Genomic DNA, 22,655 nt, shown 5'->3' with positions numbered 1-22,655 from the left:
TCCGACAGACGCGGGGGTTAACCGGCAGTTTCAGCTCCCCAGCTGGCTTTTGGAGCGCCCCCAAAGGGCGATTCCAAAACGAAATCCAAAGGCGGGGCTAGGGCCATTGCCGGAGCCATCGCTCTCCAGCCGCTCCAGCCCACCGCCGTGGCCGGCCGCCACCCGAGCGGCAATCGCCAGCCCCAGGCCGCAGTGGCCGCTGCCACCTCGGGCGGCATCGAGCCGCTGGAAGGGCATCAAGGCCTGATCCCACTTAGCGGCAGGGATGCCTGAGCCCCCATCCCAAAGCACGATGCGGAAGCCCTCCCCCTCAGGCGGCCCTGACTGCAACACAAGCCTCAGCGGTGGTGCGCCGTAACTGCGGGCGTTATCGATCAAATTGGCCACGGCCCTGGAAAGCGCCACTGGCTGCACCACGCGCAGCAAGGGCTGCAGCTCCAGCGCCAGGGTGTCGGCATCCAGGCCCGCCGCCACCTCGGCCAGCAGCTGGTCAAGCGGCACCGCCACGGCCACCTCGTTGTCGTTACCGCCAGCGAACAGCAAAAACTGTTGAGTGATCCGCTCCAGGGCCGCCAAATCGGCCTCAGCCTGTTGCAGATCCACTCCCGGCAAGCCGGCCAAGCTGAGCCGAAAGCGCAGTCGTGTAATCGGGCTTTTGAGGTCGTGGGCGATGCCACCCAACATCACCGAACGCTCCTGCTCGACGCGCCCCAAGCGCCGCACCATTGCATTGAAGCGGCCGGTGAGCTGGCGCACGGTGGTGGTGCCACGCTCCTCCGGCAGAGCGGGTGGCCGGGCAGCGGTGCCTACCCCGCCCAGGGCCCGCTGCAGCTGATGCAGGGGGCGTTGCACCTCGAGCCAGAAAAACAGCAGCAGCGCCACGCTGCCGCCCAGCCCCAGACCCGCCAGCAGCAGCCAGGGATCGGGCGGCCAGCGGCGGGCCGGCGGAATCGGCGCCAGCAGCCACACCGGCTCCAGCGGCGCCAGCAGTTGCACCCACACACCCCTGTGCGGCAGCGCCGCCGGCAGCACGGTGGGACAGGGCCGCAGCTCACGGCAGAGCTGCTGGCGCAGCAGCCGTCCCTCGGCAGCCAGAGCAGAGTTGGTGGAGGTGGGCGGAAGGGCCCCGACTCGCAGGGACAGGCCACTGAGCCGGGCCAGGGTCGCCGGCGGCAAGCGATCGAGGGCCAGCTCCGCTAAGCGCACCTGAAACAGCACCTCGGGCCCCAACTGGGCAATGCGGGCCCGCTGCAGACGCTCGGCCAGCAGCGCCTGCAACTGGGCCGTACTCAGCAGGGCAACCCCAAGTCCCACCAGGCCGTAGCGCAGGGCGGTCCTAACGGCTGCGAGGTTGACCATCGGGCACGAATACATAGCCATAGCCCCACACCGTCTGCAGGTAGCGGGGTCGAGCGGGATCCGGCTCCACCAATTTGCGTAGCCGCGACACCTGCACATCCATGCTGCGGCTGTCTGTTACTGAATCCGGCCCCCGCGCCAGCTCGACCAGCCGCTCACGCGAAAGAGGTCGGTGCGGATGCTGCACAAAGGCCGCCAGTAAAGCGAATTCGCCTGAGGTGAGCACCGTGATCCTTCCCCCCTGCTCCAGGGTGCGGGCCGCCAGATCCAGCACCTGCTCACCAATCGTCAAGGACTCCCCTTCGGCCAGGGGCGTACCGGCCGGCAGGGCGACGCGGCGACGCAAAACCGCCTCAATGCGGGCGGTGAGCTCCCGCGGCAGGAACGGCTTGGCCAGATAGTCGTCGGCGCCCTGCTCCAGGCCGATGATCCGATCCACCGCATCGCCTTTAGCGGTGAGCATCACCACCGGCAGATCGTCACCGCCGTCGCGCAAGCGCCGCAGCAGGGTGAGGCCGTCGTCTCCCGGCAGCATCAGATCCAGCACCACCAGATCGGGACGCTGGCCTGCCAACCGCGCCATCAGCTGGGCTCCGTCTGCCAGGCAGCGCACGTCATAGCCCTGGTCGATCAGGTAGGTGCCCACCATGCTCCGCAATTCGGGGTCGTCATCAACCACCCAGATGCTTTGACCAGGGGACATCGCGGTGCCATTCCGGAAAGATTTAGTCACAGCTTGGCCGGAATCTGGCAATAGCGGGCAGCACAGGGCTGCATAGCCTGAGTTCATTCCCACCTAAGCCATGCCCACCGCAACCATGGTTCCTGGTGTTCGTCACCCGCTGCGACTGATCGCCAGCCGCCTGGCGGGAGTGCTGCTTTTGGCCACTGTCGTCAGCCCAGAACTGCCGGCACGGGCGGCCGATGAGTTTGAGGTGTACCAACAGCGGCTAGCGCAATTGTTCCGGCAGCTCGATCGCAACGGTGATGGCAGGCTGGAGCTTGATGAAGTGCGCACCAACGCCTACCTTCTGCGCCACTTCGAGCGGCTCGACCGCGGCGGCAAGGGCTACCTAGTGCCCGGCGACCTGCGTTAAGGATCCAGCTGGGTCTTGTCGGCCACCACCAGCACCCGCTTGGTGGCACTGACGATGCCCTTGGGATGGACCAGCAAAATTGCCCAGGTCTGAGATCCCGGTGTGAAGGGAGCCTGCACCGACTTGAACAGGCCACCGCCACCCAATGCTCCCAGCTGGAGCTCTGGGCTCTCCAGAGCGTTCACCTGCTGACCGGTAAGGGCCACCAAACCACCCGCCGCGATCGCCCCCTCCAGGGGCTCGTCAAACAACGCGTCAACGTCATAACGCTGACCTGTGAGCACCGCATCCGGGATCAAAAGACTCACGGGTAGATCGGCCTCACCGCTGCGCATCAGGGTCTGCTCTCTAATCACTATCTGGCCATTGATGCGGCCCCCAGGACCGCCACTGCTGCTGAGCACCAACTGTTGCTGGGCATCGAGCCGGTAGCGAGTAGGGCCTTCCTGCCGGGTGCCGGTCACCTGGAGCTGCACGGTGCTGCGCCCATCACGCAAAGGCTTGCCCGTGGTGAGCTGCCAGCGGGCATCAGGGAACTGCCGCAGCACGCTGCGCCTTCGCAGTTCCACCAGGGTTACGTCGAGCCCAGGACCGTCCTCCATGGCGCCCCTGAGCTCGCCGGTGCCATTGAGGGCCGTTTCCAGGGCCTGGAGCTGAGCCGCACTGGGCCCGGCAGCAGCAATAGCGGGCACCGTGCTGACCAGCAGGACGGCGAGGCCGGCCAGGCTTCGGGGCAGAAATCGGCCAAGTAGCTGGAGACGCGGCATGGGGCGGCGGAAACCGCTTTTAAGTTAGGCATGCTTCAGCCCCAGCACCCATGCCCAGGCTCCTAATTGCTGCCAGCGGCACCGGTGGCCACCTATTTCCTGCTTTAGCAGTGGCCGATGCCATGCCGGCGGATTGGAGCGTGTCGTGGCTGGGGGTGCCAGACCGACTGGAACGCCAGCTGGTGCCGAGCCGCTATCCACTGCACACGGTGCGGGCCGGGGGGCTGCAAGGCCGGGGCCCGCGCAAGCTGCTCAACCTGCTGCAACTGCTGCAAGCGGTTCGGTCAGTGCGGCGGTTGATCCGGCGCGAACGCATCGCAGCGGTTTTTACCAGCGGCGGCTACATCGCGGCGCCTGCAATCCTGGCGGCCCGCTGGGCCGGCGTGCCGGTGGTGCTGCATGAGAGCAACGCTGTGCCCGGCAAGGTGACTCGCCTGCTGGGCCGGCTCTGCAGCCAGGTGGCTGTGGGCCTGCCCCAGGCCGCTGCCCGCCTGCCCCGCTGCCGCCCCCTGGTGACGGGAACGCCGGTGCGGCAAGCCTTTCTGGAGCCCGCCCCCCTGCCCGAATGGGCTCCCAAAGGCTCCGGCCCCCTGCTGCTGGTTATGGGCGGCAGCCAGGGAGCCGTGGGTCTCAACCAGATGGTGCGCCCCCTGCTTGCCAAGCTCACGGCCGCTGGCGTGCGGGTAGTCCACCTCACCGGCAGCAACGACCCCGAGGCAGGCCAGCCCCTGCCAGCCGGGGTGGTGGAGCTTCCCTTCAGCGACGAGATCCCGGGCCTTCTGCAGCACGCCGCCCTGGCGATCAGCCGCAGCGGCGCCGGCGCCCTCAGCGAGCTGGCGGTGTGCGGCACCCCGGCGGTGCTGGTGCCCTACCCCGCCGCCGCCGACCACCACCAAGACGTCAACGCCGCCGCCGCGGCCGAACTTGGGGCGGCCGTGATCGTGTGGCAGCACGGCCCCGCTGAGCCGGCCCTCGAGCGCTGCCTCTGGCGACTGCTGGGCCCGCGCCTGCGGGGTGCACCAGCTGCTTGTGATCCCTTAAAGCAAATGTCTACAGCCATGGGCGAGCTGGCGGTGCGCGATGCCGATCAGCGAGTGGCGGCGATGCTCAGCACGCCCAAGGGTTGATCAAATCCAAACCCAAGTCGGCAAAGTCAGCCAAATCCCGAGTAGCGAGCTGAGCGCCATGGGCCAGGACAGTGGCGGCAATCACCGCATCCGCCGTGGCCATGGGCCGCGCCAACCGTTCACGAGCGCTCAACAGATGGGCGTACCAATGGGCCGCTTCACTGCTGAAGGGCCAAACCCTGCCTGCAAAGATTTCGGCCACCAGTTCATCCCAGCACTGCTGAAGGCTCTGCTTGCGCCGCCCATCCGGAAGCCGGGCGATGCCATGCAGGATCTCCGCTTCATTCATGGCCGTGATCGCCACTCGTGCCGGATCCAATCCATCCACCCAAGCCAGCACCTGGGGATTGGGCTGGGGACGCATCAACTCGGAGATCACGTTGGTGTCGAGCACGATCACTCCAGCCCCTCCCCAAACTCCGCCGGCCTGGGCTGGGAGCGACGAGCGGGGAGCTCAAGCTCAACGCCACCCAGCGAGGCGAAATGGGCATGGATCCGCTGGCCCAGGCCAGGGCCATCAGGCTTGAGGGCTCCCCAAGACAGGGCCTCTCGCAGAATCGTGCGCACTTCTTCCTCCATCGAGCGACCGTGGCGCGCTGCCTGGAGACGCAACTGCGCCTTGGTGGCCTCATCAAGGTTGCGCACCGTCAGCGTCGCCATCAAAAATGCATGCAATGCAAGCAACGCTAGCGCCCTAATTCCTGCCGCAAGGCCCGCAGGATGCGGCGATTGTTGCGGTGGCTCTGATAGCCAATCCGCAGCCAGTTTTCCCCCAGCCCCTCGAAAGAGCGGCAATCGCGCAACAGGATGTGATGGCGCCGCTCCAGGGCTTGGCGCAACGGCACTAGCGAATGCTCAGCGCGGATCAGCAGGAAGTTGGCGACTGAAGGCAGGGTTGTGATGCCAGGCAGCTGGGCCAGCTGACGCTGCAGCCAGGCACCCTCGCGGCCGGTCCAGCGCTGCACCCTGCCGCACCAGCGCCGGTAGGCCGCTGGATCAGCCAGCAGCCGCTCCCCCACGGCGGCAGCCAGGCCATTCACCGGCCAGGGATCTCGCCAGGAAGCCCACTGAGCCAGGCGCTCGGGGTGGCCAAGGGCATAGCCAAGGCGCAGGCCCGCTATGCCATAAAGCTTGGTGAGGCTGCGGATCACCACCAGGTTTGGGTGCATAGGCAGCAGCGGGATCAGGCTCTGGGCCTCGCCACCCGGCACCAGAGACAGGAAAGCCTCATCGGCGATCACCAGGGCAAAGCGCTGCAGCAGGGGCTCCAGGGATACGCGAGTCCAGAGCGCTCCAGTGGGGTTGTGGGGATTGGTGAGCCAAAGCACCTCGCCCGCCGGAGGTGCCGGATAGGCCTGAGCGGCACCAACTGCCGCAGACCCATCCACCTGCATCGGCAGCGGCTGGGGCCGCCAAGCCCCATCCCAGCAGGCCAGGGCCCGCGGATAATCGGCAAAGCCTGGCTGGGCCAACACACTCAGCCCTGCCGCCGCCGCATCCCGGGCCGCCCAGGTGAACAGCTCAGCCGCGCCGTTCCCCGGCAACAGCCAATCGGGCTCCAGGCCATGCAGCCGGGCCAGCCCACGGCGCAAACCTGCATAGGCGCGGTCGGGATAGGCCCGTAGCGGCGCGGTCAACCCGGCCCACATCAAGGAGCGGCGCACAAACCAAGGCGGCCCAAAAGGGACCAGAGAGGCGCTGGCATCAAGCAACTGGGAGGGCCGGCAACCGAGCCGCGCGGCGGTGGCGGCCTGGTTGCCGCCATGGCGCTGAAGCGACCCCATCGGCATCAAGGCAATTTAAGTGGCAGCGCCGTCACAATCGTGTTCTTCGCACCGGCTCCGTGTCCAGCCCCAGGCTGCAACCGCTGATCAGCGCCATTGGCCAGGTGCTGCTGGGCAAGGAGCAGGCGGTGAGGCTGGCCCTGGCCTGCCTGCTAGCCCGCGGCCATCTGCTGATCGAAGACCTGCCCGGCATGGGCAAAACCACCCTGGCCGAAGCCCTCGCCCGCGCCTTCGGCCTCGAGTTCAAGCGGGTGAGCTTCACCAGCGACCTCCTGCCAGCCGATCTCACGGGCATCAACGTCTTCGATGCCGGCAGCGCCCGTTTCCACTTCCAGCCCGGCCCCCTATTCAGCCAGGTGCTGCTGGCCGATGAGATCAACCGGGCCAGCCCCCGCACCCAGAGCGCCCTGCTGGAGGCGATGGCGGCCGGCCGGGCGAGCGTCGATGGGGTGAGCCACCCGCTGCCCGAGCCCTTCCTGGTGATCGCCACCCAGAACGGTCTCGACCAGGTGGGCACCGCCCCCCTACCGGAATCCCAGCTGGATCGCTTCTTGATGCGGCTGAGCCTGGGGTATCCGGATCGACGGGCCGAGCGTGATCTGCTCAGCGGCCAGGCGCTGCCGCCAGCCAGCCTGGAGCCCCTGCTAGATGGCGCCGGCCTACTGGAGCTGCAGCGGCGAGCCGCCGCCCAGCACTGCTCCAGCGCCCTGCTCGACTACGTACTCGACCTGGCCGCTTTCAGCCGGCGAGCAGACCAAGCCGGCACCGGGCTGTCACCGCGGGCCTGCCAGGGGCTGGTGGCCGCCGCCCGGGCCTGGTCGCTGCTGGAGGGGCGGGACCACGTCACCCCCGCCGACGTGCAGGCGGTGCTGCCAGCTGTGGCTGAGCACAGGCTGGCTGGCGATGCCGCAACGCTGCTGGCGGGGGTGGATGGACTTCGCTAGGGCCCGGCAACTGATCAAACCGCACCGAGGCGAGGAGCTAAGGCTGGGGCTGCGCAGCCTCTACATCCTGCCGACCCGCTTCGGCTTGCTCTGGCTGGCGGGCGGGGGCCTGCTGCTGCTCGTGGCGATCCAAAGCCAGCGCAATGGACCGCTGCTGCTGAGCTTCTTGATGCTGGGGCTGTGGCTGCTGGCCCTGCACCTCACCCAGTTCAACCTGCAAGGCCTCGAACTTGAAACTCTGGCCCCCAGCGGCGGCTTCGCGGGCGAAATGGTGGCCTATCCGCTGCTCTGCCGCAGCCGCTGCCAGCGCGATGGGATCCAGCTGGGGCTGGCCGGCAGCGCGGCAACACCCCAGCCCCTGGCGGCTGGTGAATCGGTGCTCTCGGTGCCTTGGCGCGCGGGGCGGCGGGGGTTGCAAACCCCGGGGCGACTGCGGCTGCAAACCACCGCTCCCCTCGGACTTTTTGCGTGCTGGACGCTGTGGGAACCGCCACGGCCCCAGCCCATCTATCCAGCCCGGCGGCCGGGGCCGGTGGCCGAAACCCCCTGGCCCGCCAGCAGCGACACCGCCGCCACCGCCGCTAGCAAGTTCGCCGCAGGCAGCGACGACTGGGACGACCTGCGCCCCCACCGCCCCCAGGACGGCCTAGCCCGACTGGCCTGGAAATCCCTTGCCCAGGGCCGGGGCCGCCAAACCAAAACCTTCGCCGATGCCACCCCTGCGGTGGGGCTGCTGACGCCAGCGCCGGGCCTGCAGCCGGAGCGAACCCTGGAGCACCTCAGCGCCGAAATCTGGCGCCGTAGCCAGGCGGGCGAGGCCTACGGCCTGGCACTGGGCGGCATCCAAGTGGCCCCCAACACTGGCCCCGAACACCGTGACCGCTGCCTACTGGCCCTGGCCCTGGCACCTGGCGCAGCGCCATGAGTGGTAGCGCCCGCTGGCTGCAGATCCTGGGGCTAGGGGCCCTGGCGGCGGGTTTGGCGGGGCTGGATTTCAGCGCACCGCTGAGCTGGCTTTCGGCGGGGCTGCTAGTGCTGGCTGGCCTGAAGCTGGCCGAGGCCCGCAGCCTGCCGGAGCGGCGACTGGTGAGCCTGCTCACCTTGATTGGCGGCGGTGTGCAGGGTGCCCAGCAAGGGGAGTTGCTGCCCAGCCTGCTGCAGCTGCTGGCCACAGCGCTTGGCCTGGCTGGGCTGCTAGCCCTGGAGGTGGGGAGCGGGCTGAGCTGGTGCGCTGTATTGCGACGCAGCCTGGCGGTGCTGCTGGCGGCCCTGCCGGTAGCCCTGGTGCTTTTTCTACTGGTGCCGCGAATCGAGCCGATTTGGCAAACACCAAACCTGCGGGGTGCTGACGCCAGCGCCGTAACCGGCTTGAACAGCGAACTCGATCCAGGCAGCATCTCAAACCTCGCCGACAACACGGGCCCGGCAGCGCGGGTGAGCTTCAGCAGCGGCCAGCTGCCCGAGCCGGCCGAGCGCTACTGGCGGGTGATCGTGCACGAGCAGTTCGACGGGCAGCGCTGGAAGCAGCGCGAGCTGCCAAGCAACCGCCTAGCCACCCCAGCCGGAGCGGCTAGCAACCCAGAGAGCAAGGCCAGCAGCCAGGTGTGGCTGGTGGAACCCAGCCCGGTGAACGCCTTGCCCTGGGATGGCAGCGGCCGGGCCAACCCCAACCAGTTGCGGGTGAATCGCAACGGTGAACTGCAGCCCCTCCAAGCCAACCAGGAGCGCCGGGCCTATTTGGTGAGGGCCACGGGCAGCCCCCAGCCGTGGCAGCAACGGCAGCCGAGCCCGGCCGATCTGGAACTACCCGCCGGCAGTAATCCCCAGCTGGAGGCGCTTGGGGCCAGCTGGCGTGATCTGGCAACGCCCGAGCAACGGCTGGCCGCTGCCAAGCAATGGTTTACGCAGCAGGATTTCCGCTACAGCAGTACTCCTGGTACCCAGCGGGGCCTGGATGTATTCCTGTTTAAAAGGCGGGAAGGCTTCTGCGGCCACTACGCCAGCGCCTTCACGGCCTTCATGCGCGCCGCGGGGGTACCGGCCCGGGTGGTGAGCGGCTACCTAGGCGGCACCTGGGTGCGGCCGCTGGGCGGAGCGCCCTACCTGGATCTGCGCCATAGCAACGCCCACGCCTGGAGCGAGGTGTGGCTGCCTGGCCAGGGTTGGCAACGCATTGACCCAAGCGCTTGGACAACTGCCCCAGCCAGCCGCGCTGAAGGCGGGGAAGCAGGCGGCAGCACCAACCCCATTAGATCCTGGCTGCAGTGGCTGCAGTGGCAGTGGTGGGGCCTCGACCTGGCCTGGAGCCGCTGGTGGCTGGGCTTCGATCAGGCCGGCCAGGAAGCATTGCTGCAACGGCTATTTGGCGACCAACGCCAATGGCTGGGCGCCGTGGTGCTTGGTGCGGTGGCTGGCTTGCTGGCTCTGGCTCTGGCCGGGCTGCAGTGGCTGCAGCAACCAGCTAGCCGAGATCAAATAAGCCGTGAGCTTCAAGCTGTGGTGAAACACCTGAAGAGGAGTGGCGTTGAGGTGGAGCCAGGTGAGAGCTTCGAGCAGCTATGCAATCGGGCAAGTCGACTGCTGCCAGCCAGCGCTTCAAGCCTCCAGGAGTTGGCAAGCTGCCACAACCTGCTGCGCTACGCCGCATTAGGCAAGCAAGAGAGGTTGCAGCAGTGGGCCGACTGGCGAACAGCACTGCGAACCATTAATAAAGCCACCAAAAGCACGCTATAAACATGGCAATGGTGGAATTTGCCTTGCAGTACAGCGCAGTTCATCTGAATAAAATATTTTTGCTTGGGGCCTGCAGCCTTCTAGCTACGAGCCACGTCTGGATTGCACCCCCTACTGCTACGGCGGGCTCAGCCGACCTGATTCGACTGCTTGAAAGTAAAAACTGCAGGAGTTGCAAACTTCAGGATGCGGATCTTGTCCATGCAGATCTGCGCGATGCCGACTTGCGCCAGGCACAGCTGCAACGGGCGAATCTGGGTCAAGCGCGGCTTGATGGAGCCCAGCTGAGCGGAGCCAACCTCAGCTTTACAAGTCTCACCGGGGCCTCCCTACGAGGGGCCGATCTCCGCGGTGCCCGACTGGAAGGCACCGACCTTCGCCAGGCAGACCTAAGCGGTGCACTGCTAGATCCAGGCGCCCTTTCGCGCAGTCACTGGCAGCGAGCCACAGGCATCGAATCAGTACAACTGGGCTATGCCGAATTACATAACGCTGGAGCTGAGGCGGCTCAGCAGGGCCGCTATCCGGAGGCTGAACAGTTCTTCGGAGAAGCGATCCGAAAAGAGCCCAGCGCAGCAATCAGCTGGGTAGCCAGAGGTATTTGTCGCATTGAACAGGGGAAAACGGCACTCGCAGCAAGTGACTTCAACTACGCTGCCAGCCTATACAGCCAGGGGGGTGAAGTCGCCCAGGCCGAGCAACTAAAACAGGCCGCCGAGAAACTTACCAAGCCTGAAGTATCGAATAGCGAAGGTGGCAACGGAGCAGGCAGCAAAGCCCTCGGAGGGATCCTGTCTGCCTTCCAGTTCCTGGCTCCACTGGCCATGAAAGGATTAATTCCGCTGGGGCTGTAAAGCCACATTGGAGACCTAAGGGCGAAACTCAAACCAGTCGAGATCTTTCAAAGCGCCCAGGCGCTCAGCCGGGAGCATTCCCACACGTACATACAAAAGATCTGGCCGGCCAGATCGAATTTTCAACCCCGAACCCAGGAGCAGATTCTTACCCTGGCCTGGTTCCAAGGTGGTGTCATACACAATCCCGCCCCTAAGTCGCTCAACCTGCACCCAGCTCTGGCCCCCACGGGCCTCTAGGCGAAGGCTGACAGCCATGGGTAGCGGCGATCGCTCGCGGCCAAGGGGCACCGTAGGGATACACCTAAAGGCAACGATCGCCGATTCAGCAGATAAGGCAAGCCCAGCACCATCAAAACCAGCGCAACACCGGCACCAAATATCACACCCAGCTGGAGCCTATTGGACAGGCCAAATGATGGGTTTGCGGCGTAGGACGACTGAAAGCGAGGCAAGCGCAAGTACGACCAACTTCTGCGGACCTGCGTGAGGGAAACCTCTGCTGCCAGCGGCAATGCCTCAGGAGCCCCGGGCTGCAGCAGGCTTCGAGAGAGTTGCTCCTGCAAGGCCTTGCGCTCATCTAGCAGGTAGCGAATATCCTTAGCGACGGCATGCACCTTATGACGAAACTTATCCTCATAGATTCCAGGCAGCTGCTCCAAAAGGCTTCTATATTCCTCCAGCTCTGATTGAGCAGCATGCAATTCATCTTGAATGCCCTCAAAAAGATCTGGCGACTTTGGGGAAGGATTGCTCATATTTTTAGGAAATAAAATTTATAATGCAAATATTTCCAACTTCATATTCAAGGCTGTGAAGAGCCCATGAATTCTCGAGCATCTACCGAGCCCGGCTTATAGCCATAACCATAGGATCCACCAACCTCATCGTTAATTATACGAGGGCTAACCATAATAACCAATTCATTCTTGGTTCTCTGCCCAGCAGAACTCCTGAAAAACTGACCGATCAAAGGCAAATCTCCAAGCAGAGGCCATTTAGTTGCAACTTGGGTATTTAACTCAGACAGCACACCCGTAAGAATGAGGGTTTGACCATCTCGTACACGCACTTGACCTGTGTCGAGAAGACGCGAATTAATGATATTGATGAGTCCACAGTTTCCGGCTGGCTGGGTTCCAGTTGGCGCAGAGATCTCGGGAGAAAGGGAAAATGTCACGAATCCATTGTCGTCAATTTTGTCAACTCTGGCGCCGAGAGTCAGGCCAGAATTTGCAAATTGAGGTTCACAGAAATTGTTGCCATTTGCATCCTGCTTAACAGAATAAGATGTTACCAATGAAGAGCCGACCTGTACAAATGCTTCATTTGATCTAGACCTACCTACTCTGCCATCCTGAGAGACGCGATTTTTCAACGGATCATCAATCTCTTTAACATCAGTTTGATTACCTCCTTCTTGTAACATAAGAGTAGGTGAAGCCAAAATTTTTGTATTTCTAGAAACAATTTGGGCCTCTAGAAAATCAAAAAATTGCTGATCAGAGCTGCCAATTGCAGCCAACGAAGGAGGCACTGAGCCCGGAGGCAAGCTTTGATTAAATGCCGCAACCAAACGGCCAGAGTCATTCACAATATAGTTGCTTCCAAATCTAAAGGCAAAGCTATTATCGATAGTCGTGTCATTGCCTAGCGACACATCTAAAATCTTAACCGAAAGCGCTACTTGGCGCTGCCTAAGATCAAGACGACTCAAATATTGTTGAGCGATAGCCACCAATGAAGATTCGCCAACAACAGTAATTGTTCCAAGCCTTGAATCTGTAGTAGCTTGAAGCCCAAGAAGAGGACCCCTTTCTCCTCCATATTGCAAAACTTTTGTTTCGGTCGAAGTCCTGGTTGTTTGAGGATTTACGGTGCCTGCACCCGAAAGCGGAACTCCCTCTGTAGCGGTGATTGTCTCTTGAAACGTCTTCGTAACAAGAGCGCCAAGATTAGCCAAATAATCAGCTGCACTATCAGCTGACGCCTGATTCAAGCGGTAGACTTTGGATACTTGAGGACCCAGTATCTGCTGCAATACTGCCGCTCCAACCAAGATTGTCCGACCATCAAGACGGGCTTGCAAGCCAGAAGATGCCAACACAAAATTAAATGCTCTAGAAAAAGATTCATTTTGAAAAGCAACTGATACGGCAGGAAGTGAGACTTTGTTTCGCGAAGGGTCTTGACCACCTTCTTTGCTTTCTGACTGAAGCTCAGTGCCCTGCTTAAGACGAGGAGGCTGAAGATCCGAATATGCAAAACCGTATCCGCCAATCCGAGCCATTACCATAAGCAAATCACGCGGATTAGCTCCACTGGTGGTGAGTGTTACGGGTGGTCCACTTAAGTTGAGGTAACCACGATTTTGCACAGTCATCGTGCCCACAGCCATATCACCCAACGGTGGCGCTACTGCTCTGGCCTGTAGCGGTGGCGCATAGGTAGGCAACGGGACCGCACCGGGCCGACTCAGATCAAGGCGGTTGGTCTGCAGGGAAGCTTGGGGTGCCGTCGGAAAAGCAAGGATCAGGTTTAGTCCGTCTGCGCTCACTACCGGGCGAGCCAATGGGACCCCGGGCATCGGGGTCACCGACAAGATGTAGCTACTGCCAGAGCCATCCAAGCTCACCGACTGAATTCCCAATTCAGGCAAGGAAATGCGCTGCGGGCCAAAACGCAGGCCCGAAGGAGTAGCGGTGAGCAGCTGACCCTGCCAGCCACTGCCCCGAGACGATTGCTGCAACTGGGGGCCTGGACCAGCACCCTCAACCACCAGCTCAACCGAATTACCCAAGCGACGCACCTGGAGCTGCATCGGCCCGGCGGCGGCAGGAGCAGCGCCGGTTTTAGCAACGGAAGAAACTGCCTGACCAGAGAGCGATTGACGAGGAGCCGACTGAGCGGCTACGTCCAGAAGGGCGTATCCGGGAAGTGCTGAAGCCACCGCGGCCGTCGCTATGCGGTGCCAGAAATTCCTGCCCAACGTCAAACTCTATTGGTAATCGGATCTTACCTAAAATATTTCATGATGGCCAGTCGCTGTAGCCAATTAATTGAAGGCTTGGCTAGTTCTTGCCCGCCACTGATGCAGGCGCGAGAGCACCTGCAGATTTATAATAAGTCAGCATCAACTTCAGCTCAGTTTTCACCGCTACTCGGCCAACACCTGGAACAGCAGTCCCGGCCGGAGGGGCAAGCTGAGCCCCAGCTTTAGCTGGATCTACCACAGCCAAAGACAAATTGCTCTGGCTCACAAGCACACTCAGCTTTTCAGTGGCTCTCATAAAGGCCAGCAGGCTTGGATAACTACCGCGAGCAGTGAGCAACACCTTCTGCTCCTTCAGCCCAGCCGCTTCCATAGGAGAAGCTGGCGGTGGCGGAGCCTGTTCACCCTTCTTCGCTTCTGAAGCGGGCACAGGTGCTGGCGCCGCCACTGGCTCATAGAGATCGAGCTGCACTCCGTGGCGCGCAGCTTCCGCATCAAACTGGGCAAGGAAGGTAGAAAATTCACCACTACCCTGAATTAATTGCAGCACCTGGAGCTGCTTACGCTCCGCCGCGCTTTGGGCCTCGGCGGTTTTGGCAATCTGGGATCTCAGCAGGGGGATGCGGCTCTTGAGTTCCTCAAGCTGGGCCAAGCGTTCACTATCGGATTGGAGGCGCATCCATTGAGGTGCTACCCAAAAGCCAACAATCAAAGCAGTAACAACCGCACCAATACCAATCGGCACACCCAACAGCAAGCGCTGCTGTAACTTGGTGGCATTAGGGCTAGCAACATCTTGAAGATTAGTCATCAGAGCAGACCCTCCTTTTGGAGCAGATCGAGGCGTCGCACCAAACCCTCGGAGCCCAGCTGGGTGAGGATTTGTTTTTCCGCTAACGGACTAATCGGTGGGCGGAAGTTTACCTGGATCTCAAAATTGACCGGTGCTACTACTGCTTGAGCCTGAGGTGTGCTGGCTGCACCCGCTTCGCGGGAGGCCTTCACCAAAGTGATCGCATTGGGATCAAGCAAAGGCGAACGCTTCAGCTGCAGCTGCAGGGCATTGATACGTGCAAAAGCCTGGGGATCACGTGACAGCCCCTTGAGGCGATAGCCAGTGCCTTCTTCAGCAGCACTGGTGAGCTGGATTCCCGCAGGCACCCTCATTTGCAGATCGCGCAGCACCGCTGAACCGGATCGCACTGACAGCAAGCCCTTAACCAAATCCTGATTGGCCTTTGCCACCCCATTGAGCTTGGTTCTGCTGGCGCTCAGCTGGGTTTCAAACAACTGCACCTCTGCTTCCACGGTGCCTAGGCCCTCGATCGCCGAGCTCACCATCAAGGCTCTCAAAAACACCAATACCGCCACGCCAAGGGAAACGCCAACCAGGGCCGCACCAATCACCACACCTTGGACAAGCCAGCGGCGCCCCTGGATGGAGGCCTCAGCTGGCTCGGGCAGATTCAGCTCCTGGCGTTTTTCACGCAGCAGATCAAACTGGGAGGCCATCGATGGGGAGCTCATTGGGCCAACTCCAAGCCGGCAAGTCCTTGCAGCACAAGGGATCCAAAGCCGTCACGCTCAAGCAGCTCGGACTCCAGTTCTAGGGCCTGTTCCAAGCCTTCCAGATCCGGCATTGATTCGGCGAGCAGCAGCCTCACGGGTGCTTTGGGTGCATGGTTGCTGCGATAAAAATCCAGGCTCTGCTGCAGGGCCGGTAACAACTCCGGCATAGCCCCAGGCAGCAGCCGCTCAAATTCAGGCACGCCCTGGCGCCAGAGGGTTAGGACGATCTGCTCATCAAGCGGCTGCAACAGGGCTACCAGGGTGGAGGCAGGTGTAGCTGTTAGTTCATCGCTGAGCGCTCCCATCAAGCACACCTGAGCCGGCAGCAGATGTTGCAGGGTGCCGCCAGCTATTGCAAACACCTCCACCCAGGCCTCCACCACCGAGCGAGCTGCGGCCACCACCAGGGAGCTGGCAGTATTTCCAGGTAGGGGCTGCACATCGACGTAAGCGTCATCCAACGCAAACGGCAGCCGCAGATCAGGGTTCAGATCGCGTAGCTCATCGATCGAATCCACGGGATGCTGCGCGCTAGCCCATTCGACCACCCGCCAATGGGCCGCCTGGCGGGGCAGGGACACCACCAGCTGGGAATCAATCCCACCGTGCTCGAGCAGCAGATCACCGATGAAGTCGCCCACCGCATCCGCGAGCTGGGGCACCCCATTACGGCAGGTGCGCGCCGGTATCGGCGCTGACCAGACTGGCTCAACTGGCTGGCCCCGTTTAACGGACTGGCCAAGCACCAAGTGCTCGGACAAATCCACCATCACCAGTTTCGGAAATAGCTGGGCACGGAGGGGCTGCCAAATATTTTGGAGTCCCGCCAGTACCAAGGTGCAAACCCATTCGCTATAACAACTTACCGAACATTCAGCGCCAGGCCAGACTTGTGCCCACGGCTGCGCTGATATGGCTCAGGCCATGGCGATCCAGCTGGGACGCCAGACCTTCCAAAATCTGCGGCACCAGCGCCGGCCCGCCGTAGATCCAGCCGGTATAGAGCTGCACCAGCGAGGCCCCCGCAGTGATCCGCTCCCAGGCGCTCTCGGCCGAATCGATCCCGCCGACGCCAATCAGGGGCAAGGCTGGACCCGCCGTGGCCCGCAGCCGACGCAGCACTTCAAGGGCCCTGCCCCGTAGGGGCACTCCGCTGAGACCGCCGGCCTCCTCGGCCAATGTGCGGCCAGTCTGCACCAGGCGCCGCTGCTCCAGGCCAAGGCGATGCAGGCTGGTGTTCACGGCGATTACGCCGGCCAGCCCCTCCTCATAGGCCATGCGGGCAATGGCATCAATGGCGTCGTCCTCCAGATCCGGCGCGATCTTCACCAGCAGGGGCGGGCAGGCCGGCAAGCGCCGCAGGCGCTCAACCAGGCGCCGCAACAGGGTTTCCTCCTGCAACTCCCGCAGACCCGGCGTGTTGGGCGAGCTCACATTGATCACCGCATAGTCGGCCAGGGGGGCGAGGAGCTCCAGGGAGGAGGCGTAGTCGTCGGGGGCCAGCTCCAGGGAGGTGATCTTGGATTTGCCCAGGTTGATGCCCAGCACCGCCGGGCGCTGGCCCGGTGCCGGCAGCTGCTGACGCTCCAGGGTGCGGCGCAACACCTGGGCGCCGCCGTTGTTGAAGCCCATGCGGTTGAGCGCCGCCCGCTCGGCAGCCAAACGAAACAGCCGCGGCTTGGGATTACCCGGCTGGCCATGCCAGGTGACCGTGCCCAGCTCGGCAAAGCCAAAACCAAACAAATGCCAGATCCCTGCTGCTACACCGTTTTTGTCAAATCCAGCCGCCAGGCCCACCGGGTTAGAGAAGCGGCAGCCAAACAGGGTTTGCTCCAGCCGTGGATCGGGGCGCTGCAGCTCAGCGCCCAGGCCTGCCAGGGCACCACTCACCAAGGGCCACTGGCGCCGCAAAGACGCCTGGGCCAGGGCCGTTAGGGTGAGCTGGCTGAGCTGCTCGGCGTCAGCGCCGTCATCACGGCCCAGCAGCGGACCCACCAGTCGCCCATATAAGGCGTCTGTACTGGTGCGAACCGTCCCTGTGCCAGCCCTGCTCGATGAGCCTGAATCCACCATCAGCCGCCGCCTACTCCCGCGCGCCCAATCCTCCCTCGTCCCGTTGCAAACGCCAGCGCCCTCCCTCCAGGGGTAACACCTGCCAGTCGCGCCAGCGCCAGGGGCCACTGCGGCGCTCCAGTTGCTGCAAGGGCTGCTCCACCAGCTGGGCCAGCTCCACCAAGCTGAGGCCGTAGCCCTGGCCAGCGAAGCGATCGGCCAGCTCACAGCGGCTCAGCAGCTGTTGCATGGCAGCAGGCGCCGGGTCGGCAATCCCTGGGCCAGGGGCGGCGGTTTTAGCGCTGGGAATATCGGCAGGAACATCGGCTTCGATCCGGGCAGTGGCGATCACCTCGCCAGCCGCCATGGCCGGCATCTGACCCTTGGAAAAGGCCACGGCGATCGCATCACAGCGGTCGTTGTCTGGATCACCGCTGTGACCCTTGACGTGCACCAGGGACACCCCCTCAAGCCGGGCCTGGTCCAGCTGCTCCCATAGATCCCGATTGAGCACCGCTCCGCCGGAGGCCGTGCGCCAGCCCTTGCGCTTCCAGCCCTGGATCCACTTGCTGAAACCATCGATCAGGTAGCGGCTATCGGTGCGGATGCTGAGCTGGTCCGGACGGGGCAGCTCCTTGATGGCCTCCAGCAAAGCCAGGGCTGCGGTGAGCTCCATGCGGTTGTTGGTGGTGGCCCGATCGGCGCCGCCCATCTCATGCACCGAGCCATCCTCGAAGCGCAGCAAGGCCCCCCAGCCGCCGGGGCCCGGATTGCCACTGCAAGCACCATCACATGCCGCAGCCACCACTTTCACCGGCTTAGCCGCCACTGGACAACCCCCGAAAATTCGCTAGAGAACCCATCTGCCCGCTTGCTGCGCCCCGCCATGGACCCATCCAAACCGGGCCTGACCAGGAGCCAGGCAGAGCGCCGAACCTACCGTCCCTGGCGCAACGCCCTGCTGACAGGTGCGGCCCTGGCCGCCCTCACCCCCTGGGCAGAGGCCGCCAACCTGTTCAATAGCCGGCCGCTCGATGCCAGCCGCTTCGCCGTGCTGGCGCGGCCCCTGGGGCGTAACGACTGGAACCTGCTGGTGCTTGAGCAGATCCAACCCCAGCCCCGCTGCTGGGAGGAGCGCCCCGACGGCCTGATCGACCCGGCCCTCAACCGCTTCAACTTCACCGGCATCTGCAGCCGCTATCTCGACAGCAACGGCTACTCCCTGCGCATCGGCGATCAGGATCTGGCCAGTCGCTACCGGCTGCAGCTGCGCCAGAGCGGCAACGAACTGCAACTGCAGGCCAGCACCCCCAGCTATCCCACCACCCTGGTGGTTGCCCGCGCCAAGGTGCCCCTGCGGGATCGAGATGGGTTTGTAGCCCTGAAGCTCGAAGCCGGCTGGGACCTGCAACGCCGCAGCTTTGGCGAGCAGACCCTGAATCACCTGTACTTCGCCAACGCCGCACCCCTGCCCCAGCTACTAGCCGCAGCCAGCGGCACCTCCCAACCCCCAGCCAGGCCTGGAGCCCAGCTTGGCCTGCGTCCGCCGGTTGCCCCCCCGAGCCTGCTGGCCCAGGGGACAGGCCAGGGCCCTATTCGCTTGCCAGTGATCCCCTTCCGCGATTGAAGCCCAGGTGCCAGTTGCCGGAGAGTCCCAGTCCAACTAGCCGATCCCAAAGCCTGCCATTAAGTTTCTGGGGTGTGAGGAGTGGGAACGCTCTTCCGGGGTCGAAACGAGGACAGACTCCCAGAATCGTTCCAACTCAGAGCCCTGCCTTCGGCGGGGCTTTTTTATTGGTCAGATCTTTTTGTTTGTTACTGCATCAAAAAACCGGCCCTGGAGGGACCGGTCTGATGGCAACGAAAGACGTTGGCAGAAAGGTGATAGGGCCCCGCAGGGCCCCAGCGATCACTTGATCGAAACCTTGCCGCCAACTTCTTCCACAGCTTTTTTGATGGATTCGGCTTCGCCTTTGGCGATGCCTTCCTTGATGGCGCAGGGAGCGCTTTCCACCAGGGCCTTGGCTTCGCCTAGGCCGAGGCCGGTGACTTCGCGGACGGCCTTGAGGACCTTGATCTTGGCAGCGGCGTCAAAGCTGTCGAGCATGACGTCGAATTCGGTCTGCTCCTCGACGGCTTCAGCGGCAGCAGCGGGAGCTGCGGCCATCATGACGCCCGCGGAAGCGGCGGCGGATACACCAAAAGCCTCTTCAATCTGCTTGACGAGCTCGGAAGCTTCAAGCAGGGAAAGAGTCTTCAGTGACTCGAGAATTTGGTCGGTTGTAGCGGACATGGTTGAGAATCAGCAACAGATCTGTTTGTGAACAGTCGGATCGGGGGAGCTCAGCTTTCGCCTTCGGCGTGCTGTTTGAGCGCCCGGGCAAGACCGGACGGAACCTCGTTGATACCCACGGCCAACTTGGTAGCCACGGCGTTGATCGCACCAGCGATCTGGGCCATGAGCACCTCCTTGGAGGGCAGATCTCCGATGGCCTTGATGTCTTTTTCGGAGAGGAGTTTGCCTTCGAAAAGGCCACCCTTCACCTCAGACTTCTTCGTGTCCTTCTGAAAGGACTGCACGGCCTTCACCGCACCACCCACATCGCCCTTAACAAGGACGAAAGCGTTGGAGCCGGTGAGCAGAGAATCGAGATTCGCCCAGGCGGTATTTCCATCAATGGCGCGGCGCATCAAGGTGTTTTTGGTCACCTTGCACACCCCCTTGCTGGCCTGCAGACGAATCCGCAGATCAGACATCTCCTTGATGGACAAGCCCTTGAAATCAAGGACAAGCGCCATTTCGGCCTCGCCGAGGAGCCCCTTGAGCTCATCGACGATCTGTTGCTTGCTCTCCAGCGTGCGGCCCATAGGAAAGGAACGGATCAGGGGAACAAGCCGGGAACGCAGCCCGGGACGCTGACTTTTCCCAAGGGAAAGGTCAACTCGAGGCCGCTGCACGCTCCACAACCCTTCCGGACGAATCCTTCTTGGTGCCAAACCTGTCGCGATCACCTCGGCAGGACTTACGGACCGAAATCCACCTGCTGTCTGGGGTAGGGCGCGTGCCCTTCTGGACAAAGCCAGTGGCCCACACTACACACCGCCCACACCCGAGCTCAGCCATGCCTGCCTCTCGCCGCCGCGGCGCCAAGCTGCTGCTCAGCTTGGTGATGGCCTTGGTGGTCGGCCTGGCGATTCCAGCTGGAGCGGCCCCCACCTGGACCGTAGGTACCGATCCCACCTATGCCCCCTTCGGCATGACTGATGGGGCCAGCGGCGAGCTGCGGGGCTTCGATATCGAACTGATCGAAGCGATCGCCAAGCGCACTGGCCAGCGGCTCAAGCTCACAGCTCTGCCCTTCGATGGCCTGATACCTGCCCTGCAGGCGGGCAACCTCGACCTGGCCATCAGCGCCATGACGATCACCGCAGAGCGGGCCGAAACCGTCGACTTTTCGCGCCCCTATTTTGCCGCTGGCTTGGGCATAGTTGTGCGGCGAGGCACCCGGGGCATCGCCAACCTCAAAGATCTAGAAGGGCGCACGATCGCCGTTCAGATCGGTTCCACCGGTGCAAAGGCCATGGCAGCCGTGCCGGGAGCCAAGCTCAGCACCTTTGATTCAGGTCCTCTTGCCCTGCAGGAGCTTCTGAACGGCCACGTGGAGGCCTACGTAAATGACCTGCCTGCCACCCTTTACGCGATCGAAACCGCTGGCCTCGATGGCATCGAGATCGCCGGCAAGCCCCTCACTAGCGACTTCTACGGCATCGCCTTCCCCAAGGGCTCTGGCCTGCGCGAAGCAGTAAACAAGGGGCTGGGCCAGGTACTGGCCGATGGCAGCTACGCCCGGATCTATGAGCGTTGGTTTGGGCAGAGCCCGCCAGCTCTACCCCAGCGAGCCCCTGCTCTCGATAGCCGCAGCGATAGCGCCGGACTTGACGGGGTGCAGTTGCTGCGCAATTTGATCCGCGGTGCGGGCGTGACCCTGGCGCTAACCCTCTGCTCCTTCGGCCTAGGCCTGATCGGAGCTGGCCTGGTAGCTGCGGGGCTACTGGGGGCCAACACAGTTTTGCAGCGCTGCTGCCGCATCTACGTCGACTTCTTTCGCGGCACGCCAATTTTGGTGCAGCTGTTCGTGATCTACTTCGGCGTGCCTGCCCTAGCCCGCCAACTGGGACTAGAGCTGCAACTAGATCGCTTCTCTGCCGCAGTGCTCGCCCTAGGGCTAAACGGCGCTGCCTACCTGGCGGAAACCCTACGAGCAGGAATTATTTCCATTGACCGGGGCCAATGGGAGGCCTCAAGGGCCCTGGGGCTCAAGCCCCTAAAGGCGCTGCAGCTAGTGATCTTGCCCCAGGCCCTGCAGCGGGTGCTGCCCTCCTTAGCCAATGAGTTCATCACGCTGATTAAGGACACCAGCCTGGCGGCGGTGATCGGCTTCGACGAACTTTTCCGCCAAGGGCAGCTGGTGGTGGCCACCAGCTACCGGGCGTTTGAGGTTTACCTAGCGGTGGCCTTGGTTTACCTAGTGATGACCACCACGGCCTCGCTGCTGTTCAAGCAGCTGGAGCGGCGACTCAGCCTTCCTGCTTGAGGTCCTGCAGGGCCGAGAAGTCAACTTCCACCGAGGGGCCCATGGTGGAGGTCACATAGAGGCTCCTCCAATAGCGGCCTTTGGCACCGCTGGGCCTATTGCGATCGATGGTCTCCTGCAGGGCCTTGAGGTTCTCGAGCAAGTTGACTGGAGTGAAGCTGGCCTTGCCAAAGCGCACGTGCACGATGCCACTGCGGTCGGCGCGGAACTCAAGTTTGCCGGCCTTGAACTCGTTGATGGCGCCAGCCAGATCGGTGGTGACGGTGCCTGCCTTGGGGTTGGGCATCAGGCCGCGGGGACCGAGCACCCGGCCCAGCTTGGCCACCTTGGGCATCATGTCCGGGGTGGCGATCAGCAGGTCGAAGTTCATCTCGCCTTTGGCGATCTGATCCACCAGATCGTCGTCACCAGCGAGGTCGGCGCCGGCAGCCTTGGCGGCGGCCACGGCTTCACCGCGGGCGATCACGGCAATGCGGATCGCCTGGCCGGTGCCGTGGGGCAGGGCCACGGTGGTGCGCAGCTGCTGGTCGGTGTACTTGGGATCGATCCCGAGACGCACGTGGGCCTCCAGGGTTTCGTCAAACTTGGCGTTGGCGTTGGTCTGAACCAGCTCAATGGCCTCGAGGGGGCTGTAGCTGCGGTCTTCGACCTTGGCGCTGATCGCTAAAAAGCGCTTGGAGATTTTCGGCATGGTGGGAATGGGGTACGGGCGATTCAGGGCGTGGCTGTTGAGCAGATGAACTGATCAAGGCTGCCTGGATCTCCCCCGGATAAGGGATGGA

The 22,655-nt window shown here is 63.0% G+C and carries 24 protein-coding genes; 8 read left to right on the top strand and 16 right to left on the bottom strand.

The window, feature by feature from the left end:
* Window positions 1-30: 30 nt before the first annotated feature.
* Together KBY85_RS06835 and KBY85_RS06830 are read right to left on the bottom strand one after the other, a co-directional pair.
* Complete coding sequence (locus tag KBY85_RS06835; RefSeq protein ID WP_254960776.1) at window positions 31-1,359, bottom strand: ATP-binding protein; 1,329 nt, start codon at window positions 1,357-1,359, stop codon at window positions 31-33.
* A complete protein-coding gene (locus KBY85_RS06830; protein ID WP_254942233.1) occupies window positions 1,337-2,062 on the bottom strand; it encodes a response regulator in 726 nt (241 codons plus the stop codon). The genes KBY85_RS06835 and KBY85_RS06830 overlap by 23 nt, the downstream gene beginning before the upstream one ends.
* A 100-nt stretch (window positions 2,063-2,162) precedes the next feature.
* Here KBY85_RS06830 and KBY85_RS06825 point away from each other — a divergent pair, with 100 nt between their 5' ends.
* Complete coding sequence (locus KBY85_RS06825; RefSeq protein ID WP_254960775.1) at window positions 2,163-2,456, top strand: EF-hand domain-containing protein; 294 nt, start codon at window positions 2,163-2,165, stop codon at window positions 2,454-2,456.
* Here the strand turns inward: KBY85_RS06825 and KBY85_RS06820 are convergent.
* The gene (locus KBY85_RS06820) at window positions 2,453-3,223 is read right to left on the bottom strand and encodes a hypothetical protein (protein WP_254932094.1); all 771 of its coding nucleotides are present in this window, start codon (window positions 3,221-3,223) and stop codon (window positions 2,453-2,455) included. The two genes, KBY85_RS06825 and KBY85_RS06820, sit on opposite strands and share 4 nt — an antisense overlap.
* Before the next feature lie 50 nt (window positions 3,224-3,273).
* Between KBY85_RS06820 and KBY85_RS06815 the strand changes: the two genes are divergently transcribed.
* On the top strand, window positions 3,274-4,350 hold the full coding sequence (locus KBY85_RS06815) for a glycosyltransferase (protein WP_254932093.1): 1,077 nt from the start codon (window positions 3,274-3,276) through the stop codon (window positions 4,348-4,350).
* On the opposite strand, the gene KBY85_RS06810 is transcribed toward KBY85_RS06815, so the two are convergent.
* The 3 genes from KBY85_RS06810 to KBY85_RS06800 are packed head-to-tail and all read right to left on the bottom strand — an operon-like array spanning window position 4,331 to window position 6,134.
* A complete protein-coding gene (locus KBY85_RS06810) occupies window positions 4,331-4,750 on the bottom strand; it encodes a type II toxin-antitoxin system VapC family toxin (RefSeq protein WP_254932092.1) in 420 nt (139 codons plus the stop codon). The genes KBY85_RS06815 and KBY85_RS06810 overlap by 20 nt on opposite strands.
* Window positions 4,747-5,010: a FitA-like ribbon-helix-helix domain-containing protein gene (locus tag KBY85_RS06805; protein ID WP_106632889.1), complete on the bottom strand. Its 264-nt coding sequence runs from the start codon at window positions 5,008-5,010 to the stop codon at window positions 4,747-4,749. Before KBY85_RS06805 ends, KBY85_RS06810 begins: the two co-directional genes overlap by 4 nt.
* Window positions 5,011-5,036: 26 nt before the next feature.
* Window positions 5,037-6,134 (bottom strand): histidinol-phosphate transaminase, encoded by a 1,098-nt coding sequence (locus KBY85_RS06800; RefSeq protein ID WP_254932091.1) that lies wholly within the window; start codon window positions 6,132-6,134, stop codon window positions 5,037-5,039.
* A gap of 59 nt (window positions 6,135-6,193) precedes the next feature.
* Here KBY85_RS06800 and KBY85_RS06795 point away from each other — a divergent pair, with 59 nt between their 5' ends.
* The 4 genes from KBY85_RS06795 to KBY85_RS06780 are packed head-to-tail and all read left to right on the top strand — an operon-like array spanning window position 6,194 to window position 10,665.
* The gene (locus KBY85_RS06795) at window positions 6,194-7,078 is read left to right on the top strand and encodes a MoxR family ATPase (protein ID WP_254932090.1); all 885 of its coding nucleotides are present in this window, start codon (window positions 6,194-6,196) and stop codon (window positions 7,076-7,078) included.
* Window positions 7,065-8,003, top strand: a complete 939-nt coding sequence (locus KBY85_RS06790; RefSeq protein ID WP_254960774.1) for a hypothetical protein — start codon at window positions 7,065-7,067, stop codon at window positions 8,001-8,003. The genes KBY85_RS06795 and KBY85_RS06790 overlap by 14 nt, the downstream gene beginning before the upstream one ends.
* Window positions 8,000-9,811 carry a DUF3488 and DUF4129 domain-containing transglutaminase family protein gene (locus KBY85_RS06785; protein ID WP_254960773.1) on the top strand — a complete coding sequence of 604 codons (1,812 nt, stop codon included), beginning with the start codon at window positions 8,000-8,002 and terminating at the stop codon, window positions 9,809-9,811. Before KBY85_RS06790 ends, KBY85_RS06785 begins: the two co-directional genes overlap by 4 nt.
* A gap of 59 nt (window positions 9,812-9,870) precedes the next feature.
* Window positions 9,871-10,665 (top strand): pentapeptide repeat-containing protein, encoded by a 795-nt coding sequence (locus KBY85_RS06780; RefSeq protein WP_254960800.1) that lies wholly within the window; start codon window positions 9,871-9,873, stop codon window positions 10,663-10,665.
* A 236-nt stretch (window positions 10,666-10,901) separates the two neighbouring features.
* On the opposite strand, the gene KBY85_RS06775 is transcribed toward KBY85_RS06780, so the two are convergent.
* From KBY85_RS06775 to KBY85_RS06745, 7 genes are all read right to left on the bottom strand, one after another.
* The gene (locus KBY85_RS06775) at window positions 10,902-11,423 is read right to left on the bottom strand and encodes a hypothetical protein (protein ID WP_254960772.1); all 522 of its coding nucleotides are present in this window, start codon (window positions 11,421-11,423) and stop codon (window positions 10,902-10,904) included.
* A gap of 47 nt (window positions 11,424-11,470) precedes the next feature.
* Window positions 11,471-13,615, bottom strand: a complete 2,145-nt coding sequence (locus tag KBY85_RS06770) for a general secretion pathway protein GspD (RefSeq protein ID WP_254960771.1) — start codon at window positions 13,613-13,615, stop codon at window positions 11,471-11,473.
* A gap of 121 nt (window positions 13,616-13,736) precedes the next feature.
* Window positions 13,737-14,468 (bottom strand): hypothetical protein, encoded by a 732-nt coding sequence (locus KBY85_RS06765; RefSeq protein WP_254960770.1) that lies wholly within the window; start codon window positions 14,466-14,468, stop codon window positions 13,737-13,739.
* On the bottom strand, window positions 14,468-15,184 hold the full coding sequence (locus tag KBY85_RS06760) for a PilN domain-containing protein (RefSeq protein ID WP_254960769.1): 717 nt from the start codon (window positions 15,182-15,184) through the stop codon (window positions 14,468-14,470). Before KBY85_RS06760 ends, KBY85_RS06765 begins: the two co-directional genes overlap by 1 nt.
* Complete coding sequence (locus KBY85_RS06755) at window positions 15,181-15,996, bottom strand: hypothetical protein (protein WP_254960768.1); 816 nt, start codon at window positions 15,994-15,996, stop codon at window positions 15,181-15,183. The genes KBY85_RS06760 and KBY85_RS06755 overlap by 4 nt, the downstream gene beginning before the upstream one ends.
* Window positions 15,997-16,099: 103 nt before the next feature.
* Window positions 16,100-17,299, bottom strand: coding sequence for a quinone-dependent dihydroorotate dehydrogenase (locus KBY85_RS06750; RefSeq protein WP_254960767.1), 1,200 nt, complete (start codon window positions 17,297-17,299; stop codon window positions 16,100-16,102).
* A gap of 10 nt (window positions 17,300-17,309) precedes the next feature.
* The gene (locus KBY85_RS06745) at window positions 17,310-18,092 is read right to left on the bottom strand and encodes a ribonuclease H (RefSeq protein ID WP_396121821.1); all 783 of its coding nucleotides are present in this window, start codon (window positions 18,090-18,092) and stop codon (window positions 17,310-17,312) included.
* Between the two features lie 72 nt (window positions 18,093-18,164).
* Here KBY85_RS06745 and KBY85_RS06740 point away from each other — a divergent pair, with 72 nt between their 5' ends.
* Window positions 18,165-18,905 carry a DUF3747 domain-containing protein gene (locus KBY85_RS06740; RefSeq protein ID WP_254960764.1) on the top strand — a complete coding sequence of 247 codons (741 nt, stop codon included), beginning with the start codon at window positions 18,165-18,167 and terminating at the stop codon, window positions 18,903-18,905.
* A 282-nt stretch (window positions 18,906-19,187) separates the two neighbouring features.
* On the opposite strand, the gene rplL is transcribed toward KBY85_RS06740, so the two are convergent.
* Together rplL and rplJ are read right to left on the bottom strand one after the other, a co-directional pair.
* Window positions 19,188-19,571 (bottom strand): 50S ribosomal protein L7/L12, encoded by a 384-nt coding sequence (gene rplL, locus KBY85_RS06735; protein ID WP_254960763.1) that lies wholly within the window; start codon window positions 19,569-19,571, stop codon window positions 19,188-19,190.
* Between the two features lie 50 nt (window positions 19,572-19,621).
* Window positions 19,622-20,146, bottom strand: a complete 525-nt coding sequence (gene rplJ / locus KBY85_RS06730; RefSeq protein WP_106632875.1) for a 50S ribosomal protein L10 — start codon at window positions 20,144-20,146, stop codon at window positions 19,622-19,624.
* 254 nt (window positions 20,147-20,400) lie between these two features.
* Between rplJ and KBY85_RS06725 the strand changes: the two genes are divergently transcribed.
* On the top strand, window positions 20,401-21,873 hold the full coding sequence (locus KBY85_RS06725) for an ABC transporter permease subunit (RefSeq protein ID WP_254960761.1): 1,473 nt from the start codon (window positions 20,401-20,403) through the stop codon (window positions 21,871-21,873).
* On the opposite strand, the gene rplA is transcribed toward KBY85_RS06725, so the two are convergent.
* Entirely contained in the window at window positions 21,857-22,564 is a 708-nt protein-coding gene (gene rplA, locus KBY85_RS06720; protein WP_254960759.1) for a 50S ribosomal protein L1, read from the bottom strand. The two genes, KBY85_RS06725 and rplA, sit on opposite strands and share 17 nt — an antisense overlap.
* Window positions 22,565-22,655: the final 91 nt, after the last annotated feature.

It is taken from the genome of Cyanobium sp. BA5m-10 (assembly GCF_024346255.1).
GTDB classification, from domain to species: Bacteria; Cyanobacteriota; Cyanobacteriia; order PCC-6307; family Cyanobiaceae; genus Cyanobium_A; species Cyanobium_A usitatum.
Note: the sequence above shows the minus strand (reverse complement) of the source record. Positions and strands in the feature narration are given on the sequence as shown.